This window comes from Acidovorax sp. LjRoot204 (genome assembly GCF_056175785.1).
Genome location: NZ_JBGFFF010000141.1, coordinates 1 through 11,726, shown reverse-complemented (window position 1 = coordinate 11,726; position 11,726 = coordinate 1). Strand labels below are relative to the sequence as shown.

At 64.8% G+C, this 11,726-nt stretch carries 11 protein-coding genes; 4 read left to right on the top strand and 7 right to left on the bottom strand.

Annotated features, from left to right (window positions below; all coding sequences use genetic code 11):
* A partial coding sequence (locus AC04MI_RS19695; RefSeq protein ID WP_476498485.1) for a GntR family transcriptional regulator occupies nucleotides 1-227 on the bottom strand: 227 nt, incomplete at its 3' end.
* 376 nt (nucleotides 228-603) lie between these two features.
* Nucleotides 604-1,521 carry a LysR family transcriptional regulator gene (locus AC04MI_RS19690; protein WP_476498484.1) on the bottom strand — a complete coding sequence of 306 codons (918 nt, stop codon included), beginning with the start codon at nucleotides 1,519-1,521 and terminating at the stop codon, nucleotides 604-606.
* Between the two features lie 119 nt (nucleotides 1,522-1,640).
* On the opposite strand from AC04MI_RS19690, the gene AC04MI_RS19685 reads away from it, so the two are divergent.
* Nucleotides 1,641-2,558, top strand: a complete 918-nt coding sequence (locus tag AC04MI_RS19685; RefSeq protein WP_056747143.1) for a DMT family transporter — start codon at nucleotides 1,641-1,643, stop codon at nucleotides 2,556-2,558.
* An 82-nt stretch (nucleotides 2,559-2,640) separates the two neighbouring features.
* Here the strand turns inward: AC04MI_RS19685 and lgt are convergent, their stop codons facing one another.
* Nucleotides 2,641-3,468: a prolipoprotein diacylglyceryl transferase gene (lgt, locus tag AC04MI_RS19680; RefSeq protein WP_476498483.1), complete on the bottom strand. Its 828-nt coding sequence runs from the start codon at nucleotides 3,466-3,468 to the stop codon at nucleotides 2,641-2,643.
* A gap of 257 nt (nucleotides 3,469-3,725) precedes the next feature.
* Entirely contained in the window at nucleotides 3,726-5,585 is a 1,860-nt protein-coding gene (gene ilvD / locus AC04MI_RS19675; RefSeq protein ID WP_476498482.1) for a dihydroxy-acid dehydratase, read from the bottom strand.
* A 245-nt stretch (nucleotides 5,586-5,830) separates the two neighbouring features.
* Here ilvD (AC04MI_RS19675) and ilvD (AC04MI_RS19670) point away from each other — a divergent pair, with 245 nt between their 5' ends.
* Complete coding sequence (gene ilvD / locus AC04MI_RS19670) at nucleotides 5,831-7,534, top strand: dihydroxy-acid dehydratase (protein ID WP_476498481.1); 1,704 nt, start codon at nucleotides 5,831-5,833, stop codon at nucleotides 7,532-7,534.
* A gap of 157 nt (nucleotides 7,535-7,691) precedes the next feature.
* Here the strand turns inward: ilvD (AC04MI_RS19670) and AC04MI_RS19665 are convergent, their stop codons facing one another.
* Complete coding sequence (locus AC04MI_RS19665) at nucleotides 7,692-7,934, bottom strand: TIGR04438 family Trp-rich protein (protein WP_056064444.1); 243 nt, start codon at nucleotides 7,932-7,934, stop codon at nucleotides 7,692-7,694.
* Nucleotides 7,935-8,049: 115 nt separating this feature from the next.
* Between AC04MI_RS19665 and AC04MI_RS19660 the strand changes: the two genes are divergently transcribed.
* Nucleotides 8,050-8,355 carry a c-type cytochrome gene (locus AC04MI_RS19660; protein ID WP_056064447.1) on the top strand — a complete coding sequence of 102 codons (306 nt, stop codon included), beginning with the start codon at nucleotides 8,050-8,052 and terminating at the stop codon, nucleotides 8,353-8,355.
* A gap of 165 nt (nucleotides 8,356-8,520) precedes the next feature.
* Here AC04MI_RS19660 and AC04MI_RS19655 read toward each other — a convergent pair whose 3' ends face one another.
* Nucleotides 8,521-8,994 (bottom strand): hypothetical protein, encoded by a 474-nt coding sequence (locus AC04MI_RS19655; RefSeq protein ID WP_056064449.1) that lies wholly within the window; start codon nucleotides 8,992-8,994, stop codon nucleotides 8,521-8,523.
* 276 nt (nucleotides 8,995-9,270) lie between these two features.
* Nucleotides 9,271-11,265, bottom strand: coding sequence for an acetate--CoA ligase (gene acs, locus AC04MI_RS19650; RefSeq protein ID WP_476498480.1), 1,995 nt, complete (start codon nucleotides 11,263-11,265; stop codon nucleotides 9,271-9,273).
* Nucleotides 11,266-11,478: 213 nt separating this feature from the next.
* Here acs and AC04MI_RS19645 point away from each other — a divergent pair.
* Nucleotides 11,479-11,726, top strand: a 248-nt coding sequence (locus AC04MI_RS19645; RefSeq protein WP_476498479.1) for a YqhA family protein, incomplete at its 3' end; no start/stop codon positions are given.

Below are 11,726 nucleotides of genomic sequence, written 5' to 3'. Positions count from 1 at the left end.
CTCTCGGTGACCTCGGCCACAAAACAACCCCGGCGCGGCTCATGGCGCAGCAGCCCCTCGGCCACCAGCACCTTGAGCGCTTCGCGCAGCGGGGTGCGCGAGATCTCCAGCCGCTCGCACAAGGCAGCCTCGTCCAGAAAGCTGCCGGGCGGCAAGGCGCCCGCAAAAATCTGCTCCCGCAGCCGGGAGGCGACTTCGTCGTGCAGTGAATTCGGGACAGGACGCATGTAAAACAAGGCTCCAGGGCACCAACCCGCGAGGCATCGGCTGTCAGCGGCTGAAGCACGGCGCAGGCCGAATGCCTGCAACACACCACTAACAGCTGACAACAGAGGCGATTGCCTCGCCATGTGTGTAATTTCTCATAATTACGCAAAATGACAAGGTGTAAACCCTGATTTGCAGACTTTGGTTACACAAAAGACGGCGACTGCGGTGGTTGCGCAACGCTGCGGGCCATGAAGCAGCAAAGGCGGCGAACTTTGCTGCTGGCCCCAAGGCACCGTCGTTGGGTGATCAGCCCCGGGCCAGATGAGCGGCCGAGGGTGCAACACCCGCTGCGCCCACCGCACGGTCGCCCTGCCCTCACGCCCCTCACCCGCTTCACTCCACGCCCGCAAAACCTTCCACCAGGTGGTCGATCCACACCCGCAGCTTGGCGGGCAGAAACCGGTGGGACGGGTACAGCACCCAGGCCGTGCCCGCGTACGAGGTCTTGTGCTCCCAGTCGGGCAGCACGGTCACTAGGTCACCCCGCGCCAACGCAGCGCGCGCGGTAAAGCCCGGCAGGCTGGCAATGCCCAGGTGGCTCAGCGCGGCCTCCAGTCGCACCTCGCTGTGGTTGGCCACATAGCGCCCGCGCACGGCCACCGTGGCGGATTCGCCTGCGCGCTCGAAACGCCAGTGCCGGTCGCGCTCGTCCTCGCCCAGGGTGATGCAGGCGTGGTGCTCCAGGTCGCGCGGGTGCTGGGGGTGGCCCCGCTCAGCCAGGTAATGCGGGCTGGCGCAGGCCAGGTGGCGCAGGGTCGCCAGCGGCCGCCCGGCCAGGCCCGGGGGTGGCGTGTCGGTCACGCGCAGGGCCAGGTCGATGGGTTCCTCGAACAGGTCCACCGTGCGGTCGGTGATGTGCAGTTGCACATCGACCTCGGGGTATTTCTGCAAAAACGGCAGCACCAGGGGGTGAACGAGTTGGCGCCCCACCGCCTTGGCCATGCTCATGCGCACCATCCCCGATGGCGCGGCAGAGTGGGTGTCGCTCAGCGCCCACACCTCGCGCGCGGCAGACACCATGTCCTGGCAGCGGCTGTAGACCGCCGTGCCCGCATCGGTCAGCCGCAGCTTGCGGGTGGTGCGCTCCAGCAGGCGCACGCRCAGCGCCCCTTCCAGGCGAGCCACCTGGCGGCTGACCGCCGACGGGGTGATGCCCAGCTGCCGCGCGGCGGCCGAGAAGCTGCCCGCATCCACCACACGCGCAAACACCGCCATGTCGGGGAGACTGTCCAGGGGTTGATTGATGCGCATGGGGAACAAGTGCAGTTCTTTGGCAGCGATTATCAATGCATGGACGCAAATTGATAATTTCCCCAGCCCATCGCCACCACGCGCGGCGCCCCACAGCCTCCCCCCCCAATCTGCGTCCCATGTCACACACCCTGCCCCTGTCCGCCCCTTCCCCGCTGGCCCCGCGCCTTTCTGACCTGGCCTTGCTTCTGGTCGCCGTGGTGTGGGGCACCAGCTATGGCGTGGCCAAGGGGGCCCTGGTGTTCTACCCGGTGCTGGGTTTTTTGGCCGTGCGCTTCCTCCTGACCTTTGTGGTGCTGCTCCCGGCCCTGCTGCGCGCCACTGGGCCCGAGCGGCGCGATGCGTTGGTGGCCGGCCTGCCGCTGGGTGGGCTGATGCTGGGCATTTTTCTGTGCGAGACCTTTGGCCTCGCGCTCACGCAGGCCAGCAATGCCGCGTTTCTGATCAGTCTGTGCGTGGTGTTCACACCGTTTGCCGAGTGGTGGCTGCTGCGCCAGCGGCCCGAGCGTGCGATGTTTGGTTTTGCCGCCGTCTCGCTGCTCGGCGCAGCCCTGCTCAGCGGGGGGTACACCGGCCAATGGGGTTGGGGCGACGCGCTGATGCTGGCGGCCGCCGTGCTGCGTGCCATCACCGTGTGCCAGACCACGCGGCTCACCCGCCGCCGCAACGCGCCCGTGCTGGCCCTCACGGCGGTGCAGTCGGGCGTGATCGGGGTGGGCTGCCTGGTGCTGGCGCTGGCTTTGCCGGGCAAGCTGCCCCCGCTGCCGTCGCTCACCCAAGCCAGCGCTTTCTGGTGGGCCTGCGTCTACCTAGTGGCGGGCTGCACGGTGTTTGCCTTTGTGGCCCAGAACTGGGCACTGCGCCACAGCTCGCCCACGCGGGTGGGCTTGCTGACCAGCAGCGAGCCCGCCTTTGGCGCGCTGTTTGCGGTGTTCTGGCTGGGCGAGCAGCTCAGCGTCACGGGCTGGGTGGGCGGTACACTCATCGTGGGGGCCGCCCTGTGGACGATGGCGCGGCGGGATAATGCGCGGCATTGACTGCCTGCTTGCCCGCCACTCGATCCAATCACTACCAATTTGATAGCTGCTCGGGCATGAAACACCGGCGCTATTGCCCGTTTTACCTTGAAACCAACGCCCCCACCGGCTGCCGCTGCGCCCACAGCCACATCGCTGCGCCACCCACGATCATGGGCACACACAGCCACTGTCCCATGCTCATGCCCAGCGACAGGATGCCCAGGAAGGCGTCGGGCTCGCGGAAGTATTCGGCAATGAAGCGGAAAACACCGTAGCCAAACAGGAAGGCGGCGGCCACTTGGCCGGGGCGGCGCTCCTTGCGGGCATACAGCCACAGCAGGATGAACAGCAGCAATCCTTCCATCAGGAACTGGTAGACCTGCGASGGRTGGCGCGGCWGCATSGAGCCRCTSTGCGSAAACACCATGCCCCAGGGCAGRTCGGGGCTGSYRAARCGGCCCCASAGYTCGCCGTTGATGAAGTTGCCSACRCGCCCYGCCGCCARSCCCGTGGGCACGCAGGGCGCCACAAAATCAGCCACTTGCAGCCAGGGGCGCTGGCGTGAATGGGCAAACCACAGCATCGAAACCACCACACCCAGCAGCCCGCCATGGAAGGCCATGCCGCCCTGCCATACAGCAAAAATCTCCAGCGGGTGGCTCAGGTAGTAGCCCGGCTTGTAGAACAGGCAGTAGCCCAGCCGCCCGCCAATGACCACGCCAGCCACCCCCAGAAAGAGGATGTCTTCCACATCCTTGCGCGTCCAGGCACTAGGCCCCGTGATGGAGGCAAAGGGCGGGTGCCGCAGGCGCCGGATGCCCAGCAACATGAACAGGCCAAAGGCCGCAAGATAGGTCAGGCCATACCAGTGCACAGCCAGTGGGCCGATCTGCAGGGCGACGGGGTCGATGTGGGGATAGGTCAACATGGTGGCGGGTATTGTGCCCGCGCTGACGATGACCCCGCACGCAGGGCTGCATGCTCCGGGCAAGACCGCCGGGTGGCCGCAGCCGCGCCAGGGCGATCCGCTGGAGCTATACACCACGTTTCTGAGAAAAAAGCCGAGCAAGCGCTAGTCGGTAATGCGCCGACAGCTATCAAAAGTGGAGCAAAAACAAAAAAGCCGCGCCCTCCAGGCGCGGCTTCGGTGCGGCGGCAGGGCTCTTTGCTCTGCAAGGCTGCCCCTCAGTCGTCCAGCAGCGACAAATCGCGCACGGCGCCCTTGTCGGCCGACATCACCAGCTTGGCATAGGCCTTGAGCGCGGCCGACACCTTGCGTGGGCGTGGCTGCGCAGGCTTCCAGCCTTTGGCGTTCTGTGCTTCGCGGCGCTTGGCCAGTTCTTCATCGCTCACCAGCACGTTGATCGTGCGGTTGGGGATGTCGATGCGGATGCGGTCACCGTTTTGCACCAGTCCGATGGCGCCGCCCGCAGCAGCTTCCGGCGAGCAGTGGCCAATCGACAGGCCCGAAGTGCCACCCGAGAAGCGCCCGTCCGTCAGCAGCGCGCAGGCCTTGCCCAGGCCCTTGGACTTGATGTAGCTGGTGGGGTAGAGCATTTCCTGCATGCCGGGGCCGCCCTTGGGGCCTTCATAACGCACGATGACCACGTCACCGGCCTTGACCTTGTCGGCCAGGATGTTGGCAACGGCCTCGTCCTGCGACTCGGTGACATGGGCCGTGCCCTCGAACACCAGAATGCTTTCGTCTACACCGGCCGACTTGACCACGCAGCCGTCCACCGCGATGTTGCCGGTCAGCACGGCCAGGCCGCCCTCTTTGCTGAAGGCGTGGTCGTACGAGCGGATGCAGCCCTCGGCGCGGTCCAGGTCCAGGCTGGGCCAGCGCGTGTTCTGGCTGAACGCCACCTGGGTGGGGATGCCTGCGGGGCCTGCCATGTAGAAGGTGCGCACGGCCTCGTCCTGCGTGCGCACGATGTCCCACTGGTCCAGCGCGTCCTTGAGCGTGGGGGCGTGCACGGTGGGCACATCGGTGTGCAGCTTGCCCGCACGGTCCAGCTCGCCCAGGATGGCCATGATGCCGCCAGCGCGGTGTACGTCTTCGATGTGGTACTTGTTGGTGTTGGGCGCCACCTTGCACAGCTGCGGCACGACGCGAGAGAGGCGGTCGATGTCGGCCATGGTGAAGGGAATCTCGGCCTCTTTGGCAATCGCCAGCAGGTGCAGGATGGTGTTGGTGGAGCCGCCCATGGCGATGTCCAGCGTCATGGCGTTTTCAAACGCCTTGAAGCCCACCGAGCGGGGCAGCACGCGTTCGTCGTCCTGCCCGTAGTACTGCTTGGCCAGGTCCACGATGCGGCGGCCTGCGCGCTTGAAGAGCTGCTCGCGGTCGGCATGGGTGGCCACCACCGTGCCATTGCCGGGCAGCGACAGGCCCAGCGCCTCGGTCAGGCAGTTCATGGAATTGGCGGTGAACATGCCCGAGCACGAACCGCAGGTGGGGCAGGCCGAGCGCTCGACCTCGRCCACATCGGCGTCGGAGTAGTTGGTGTCGGCGGCAATCACCATCGCGTCCACCAGGTCGAGCTTCTTGAACTCCATGACCTTGGTGATCGGGTTGGCCAGGCGGGTCTTGCCCGCTTCCATCGGGCCACCCGAAACGAAGATCACCGGAATGTTCAGGCGCATGGCGGCCATCAGCATGCCGGGGGTGATCTTGTCGCAGTTGGAAATGCAGACCATGGCATCGGCGCAGTGCGCGTTGACCATGTACTCGACCGAGTCGGCAATGATGTCGCGGCTGGGCAGCGAATACAGCATGCCGTCGTGGCCCATGGCAATGCCGTCGTCCACGGCAATGGTGTTGAACTCCTTGGCCACGCCGCCGGCGGCTTCGATCTCGCGGGCCACCAACTGGCCCAGGTCCTTCAGGTGCACGTGGCCGGGCACGAACTGGGTGAACGAATTGACCACCGCGATGATCGGCTTGCTGAAGTCATCGTCTTTCATGCCGGTGGCGCGCCACAGGGAACGCGCGCCTGCCATATTGCGACCGGCGGTGGAGGTTTTGGAACGGTAGATGGGCATCGTGCTGGCTTCTGATAAATCGCTGAAAAGGAAGCGGGCCGTACTCATAAAGGCCCCTCGCGCGCCCGTGCAGACAACCTCTTGAGCCGTGCCGGGGGCAAACCTGTCAATTATCGCCCAGCCCCACAGGCCCGCCCGGGGCGGTGGCGTTGGGGATTGCGGGGGCAGCCCCACGCGCTGCGACGGCGCTGGCAGAATGACCCATTCCGCTCCAGCCCCCAACCCCGAGACCAGGACGCCCCACGATGACCGACTCCAGCAAGCCCTCCGCACCCATCAACCGCCGCAGCGCCAACATCACCCAGGGCAAGTCGCGCGCACCCAACCGCTCCATGTACTACGCCATGGGCTACGAGGAAGGCGACTTCGTGAAACCCATGGTGGGCGTAGCCAACGGCCACAGCACCATTACGCCCTGCAACAGCGGCCTGCAGAAGCTGGCAGACGCGGCCATCGCGGGCATCGAAGAAGCGGGTGGCAACGCCCAGGTGTTCGGCACCCCCACCATCAGCGACGGCATGGCCATGGGCACCGAAGGCATGAAGTACAGCCTGGTCAGCCGCGAAGTCATCAGCGACTGCATCGAAACCTGCGTGGGCGGCCAGTGGATGGATGGCGTGCTGGTGGTGGGCGGCTGCGACAAGAACATGCCCGGCGGCCTGATGGGCATGCTGCGCGCCAACGTGCCCGCCATCTATGTCTATGGCGGCACCATCCTGCCCGGCAACTACCAGGGCAAGGACCTGAACATCGTGAGCGTGTTCGAGGCCGTAGGCGAGAACGCAGCGGGCAAGCTGAGCGACTTTGACCTGAAAGAAATCGAGAAACGCGCCATCCCGGGCACGGGTTCGTGCGGCGGCATGTACACCGCCAACACCATGAGCAGCGCGTTCGAGGCCCTTGGCATCAGCCTGCCCTATTCGTCCACCATGGCCAACCCGCACGACGAGAAGATGAACTCGGCCAAGGAGTCAGCCAAGGTGCTGATCGAGGCCATCAAGAAGGACATCAAGCCGCGCGACATCGTGACCCGTAAATCCATCGAGAACGCTGTGGCCGTGATCATGGCCACGGGCGGCTCGACCAACGCGGTGCTGCACTTCCTGGCGATTGCCCATGCGGCAGGCGTGGAGTGGAGCATCGACGACTTCGAGCGCGTGCGCGTGAAGACGCCTGTGCTGTGCGACCTCAAGCCCAGCGGCAAGTACCTGGCGGTGGATCTGCACCGCGCAGGGGGCATCCCTCAGRTCATGAAGATCTTGCTCAATGCGGGCCTGCTGCATGGCGACTGCCTCACCATCGAAGGCAAGACGATTGCCGAGGTGCTGAAGGACGTGCCGGACGAGCCCCGCGCCGACCAGGACGTGATTCGTCCTATCGACAAGCCTATGTACGCGCAAGGCCACCTGGCCATCCTCAAGGGCAACCTGAGCCCCGAAGGCGCGGTGGCGAAGATCACGGGCTTGAAGAACCCCGTTATCACCGGCCCGGCCCGCGTGTTTGACGACGAACAATCGGCACTGGAAGCCATCCTGGCGGGCAAGATCAAGGCCGGTGACGTGATGGTGCTGCGGTACCTGGGCCCCAAGGGCGGCCCCGGCATGCCAGAAATGCTGGCACCCACCGGTGCGCTGATCGGCGCAGGCTTGGGTGAGAGCGTGGGCCTGATCACCGATGGCCGCTTCTCCGGCGGCACGTGGGGTATGGTAGTGGGCCACGTGGCACCCGAGGCCGCAGCGGGCGGCACGATTGCTTTCGTCAACGAAGGCGACAGCATCACCATCGACGCGCGCCAGCTGCTGCTGGAGCTGAACGTGCCCGAGGCAGAAATCGCCAAGCGCCGCGCCGCCTGGACCGCCCCTTCCCCACGGTACACCCGTGGTGTGCAGGCCAAGTTTGCGTTCAACGCATCCAGCGCCAGCAAGGGAGCGGTGCTGGACGCCTATTGAAGAGGCTGCGGTGGATCTTGCAGCAGGGAGAGGGGAGCGAGCCCAGATCCCCCTGCTGCGCTCCAGGCAACAAAAAACGCCCGTAAGCAAGGCTCAGGGCGTTTTTTGTCGGTGGGCGGGCCAACAACACCAGCGCTGCATCCAGCGCGCCAGCTGTTCAGCGAGGCTTGCGCGGCTGAATGCCCAGTGCTTCCTTGTGTTTGTTGATGCGGTCCTTCTTGCGCTGATCCATCTTTTCCATGGCCTTGCGCTTGGTGTAGCCGGTGGAATCAGCCCAGGCCCACCACAGCGCTGTGGCCGCGAAGGGCGCCAGCACCCACCACCACGACCACGTGGCCACGGGGCCGATCTCGAAATATTTCAGTGCCAGCATGAGAAGGGACAGACCCAGCAGATACATCGCTCTCTCCAAAGAATTTCGCGAAAAGCGGGATTGACCAGGGACAACTGCGTGTCAACCCAAGTCACTACAATCGCATTAAAAGCACTGTAACTCAACCACAGGAATTCCCACCATGAAGCGTTCCCTGATCACACTCGCCTTGACGCTGTCGGTTGCGGCACCCGCGATGGCCGACTTGGCCTTGGCCACCTCCAAGAACTGCATGGCTTGCCACGCAGTGGACAAGAAACTGGTGGGGCCTGCCTACAAGGACGTAGCAGCCAAATACGCTGGCCAGAAGGACGCCGTGGACAAGCTGGCCGCCAAGATCGTCAAGGGTGGCTCTGGCGTGTGGGGTCCAGTACCCATGCCCGCCAATGCGCAAGTGAATGACGCCGAAGCGAAGAAGCTGGCGGCCTGGGTACTGACGCAAAAGTAATTTGCCGCCCTTGTGGTGGCCGCGGGTTCTACCGCCCCGGCCCCAGCAAAAAGCCGCGCACGATCAGTGACGCGGCTTTTTTAATGCCTGCAGACGACGCCCGTTTGACCCCTGAGTTCGCAGACCGTACCTGCGYCTTCCAGGACATCACCCACAGGATAGGCCCTACACGATGGGGGTCACCAGCGAATTGCGGGAGCGCAGCTGCTGCTCCAGCTGGCCCACATAGGCCGCGGTGGTGTTGTCAGACTCCTCGGCCCGGGCAGCCAGGCGGGCCTCCAGGTGGTCCAGCCGCGCCAGAACCGCTGCATGGGCCTGACTGTGCTGGATTTCAAGGAATGTACGCAGCTCCGTGAAGCGGGACGCCTCGGCCTTGTCAGCCAGATCGCGCTGTGCCTGCATCTCTTTGGTGTGGCGGCGGGTTTCGAGCAGTACTGAGCCCTGCAGCGACAACACGTAGGCCACGAAGAAGATGCCCAACAAGGCGGTAAGCGCCAGCATGAGCAACCCGAGCGGCGCTTCAAATGACACCACCCCCAGCGATACCAGGGAAGGGGCGGCCAGCGCAGGCCAGTTCAATGCAGCCAGTGCGGCAATCACCAGCACCGTCAACAGCAAAACGATGGAACGCAAGTGCATGGGAAATCTCCGGTCAGCAGCGCCCGGCCAGGGTGGCCGGTCACGCCATGCTGCCGTTGTAACGCATGCACGGGCAATTGCTGCCGGCGCAGGACTGATTGGAGATCACGTCCTACAAAGCGCGCTGCAGGCCCACCGTGTGAGCGGGCCTGCTGCTTCGATCACGTACCGGGGTGATCAACGAGTTTTGTGGCCACATCACATCGCTACGCGATATGAGTGTCCCCGAATCCGGCAAGCACTGCGCGCTGGCGCCCTTGCACGGCGCCTTCTGGATCAGTTGGTCTGGGCCAACTGATCCAGAATTGCCGGATTCTCCAACGTGCTGGTGTCCTGSGTGATGGCCTCGCCCTTSGCGATGCTGCGCAGCAGGCGSCGCATGATCTTGCCGCTGCGSGTCTTGGGCAGGTTGTCGCCAAAGCGGATGTCCTTGGGCTTGGCAATGGGGCCGATTTCCTTGGCCACCCAGTTGCGCAGCTCGTTGGCGATCTGCTTGGCYTCCTCGCCGGTGGGGCGCGAGCGCTTGAGCACCACAAACGCACAAATGGCTTCGCCGGTCACGTCGTCAGGGCGGCCCACCACGGCGGCCTCGGCCACCAGATCCGTCTTGGMSACCAGGGCGGATTCGATCTCCATCGTGCCCATGCGGTGMCCGGACACGTTCAGCACGTCGTCRATGCGSCCGGTGATGCGGAAGTAGCCCCGGTCGGCACTGCGCACCGCGCCGTCGCCCGCCAGGTAGTAGCCCTTGAGTTCTTCGGGGAAGTAGCTCTTCTTGAAGCGCTCGGGGTCGTTCCAGATGGTGCGGATCATGCTGGGCCAGGGGCGCTTGATCACCAGGATGCCACCCGCGCCGTTGGGTACGTCGTTGCCCATTTCGTCCACGATGGCTGCGGTGATGCCGGGCAAAGGCAACGTGCAGCTGCCGGGCACCAGCGGCGTGGCGCCGGGCAGCGGGGTGATGACATGGCCGCCGGTTTCGGTCTGCCAGAAGGTGTCCACGATGGGGCAGCGTTCGCCGCCCACGTTCTTGTGATACCACATCCAGGCTTCAGGGTTGATGGGCTCGCCCACGCTGCCCAGGATGCGCAGGCTCGACAGGTCGKAGCGCGCGGGGTGTAMCGCCTCGTCAGCCTCGGCCGCCTTGATGAGCGAACGGATGGCGGTGGGGGCGGTGTAGAAGATGGTGCACTTGTGGCGCTCGATCATCTGCCAGAAGCGGCCAGCGTTCGGGAAGGTGGGAATGCCTTCAAAGATGATCTGCGTGGCGCCTGCAGCCAGTGGGCCGTAGGCGACGTAGGTGTGGCCCGTGATCCAGCCRATGTCGGCCGTGCACCAGAASACGTCGTCGGSSCGSAKGTCGAASGTCCAGTCCATSGTSAKCYKGGCCCACAGCAGGTAGCCGCCGGTGSYRTGCTGCACGCCCTTGGGCTTGCCGGTSGAGCCGSWGGTRTAGAGGATGAASARRGGGTGCTCGGCGCCCACGGCCACGGGTGCGCATTCGGTGCTTTGCCCCGCCAGTGCCTCGGCAAAGGTCTTGTCGCGCCCGGCCACCATGTTGCAGGCCGTGGCTGTGCGCTGATAGACGAACACGTTGCGGATGGTGTCGCAGCCGCCCATGGCCAGGGCTTCATCGATGATGGACTTGAGCGGCAGCTCCTTGCCGCCACGCATCTGGTAGTTGGCAGTGATGACGGCCACGGCACCGGCATCGATGATGCGCTCGTGCACGGCCTTGGCACTGAAGCCGCCAAACACCACGCTGTGCGTGGCGCCAATGCGGGCGCAGGCCTGCATGGCAATCACGCCCTCAATGGTCATGGGCATGTAGATCAGCACGCGGTCGCCCTTGGCCACGCCATGGGCCTTGAGCGCGTTGGCAAACTGGCTCACTCGGGCCAGCAATTCCTTGTAGGTGATCTTGGTGACCGTGCCATCGTCGGCTTCAAAGATGATGGCCGTCTTGTTCTCGGTGGCGGTGCCGATGTGGCGGTCCAGGCAGTTGGCCGAGGCATTGAGTTCGCCATCGGCAAACCACTGGAAGAACGGCGCGTTGGACTCGTCCAGCGTGCGGGTGAAAGGCTTGGTCCACTGCAGATTGCCGCGTGCCTGGCGCGCCCAGAAGCCCTCGAAGTCCTTTTCGGCCTCGGCACACAGTGCGTCATACCCAGCCATGCTGGACACGCGCGCGGCTTTGACGATGGCGTCCGAGGGCGGGAACACGCGGTTCTCAACCAGCACGGACTCGATGGCGGATGTGGGCGCACTCATGGTGTTGTCTCCTGGATCTAATGGGAATTGGAATTGGGCGGTACTGTCGGGCGCGGCACTTACAGGCCACTGACTGGCGCGAAGCTTACAGAGTACGCCATTGCGGCGCGCCTGTCGCCAAGGGCCGGGCCACCGGCTGCGCAGACCCACCTGCCACCGCAGGGACATGCTGCCCCCCTAAAATCGCGCCTCCTGCAACCCTTTGCGAGTGCCATGTCCTCTCCCCAACACAAGCCCCCAGCGCCGCTGCGCCCCCTGCCTTCCATGATCTTCGCCAGCCGGTGGCTGCAACTGCCCCTGTATCTGGGCCTGATCCTGGCGCAGGCGGTGTATGTGTTCCATTTCTGGGTGGAACTGGTGCACCTGATCGAAGCCGCGTTTGGCAACACGGCGGCCCTGCAGAGCCTGGTGTCCAGCATTGGCTACAAGAGTGATTTCCAGGTCACCGCGCTTAACGAGAC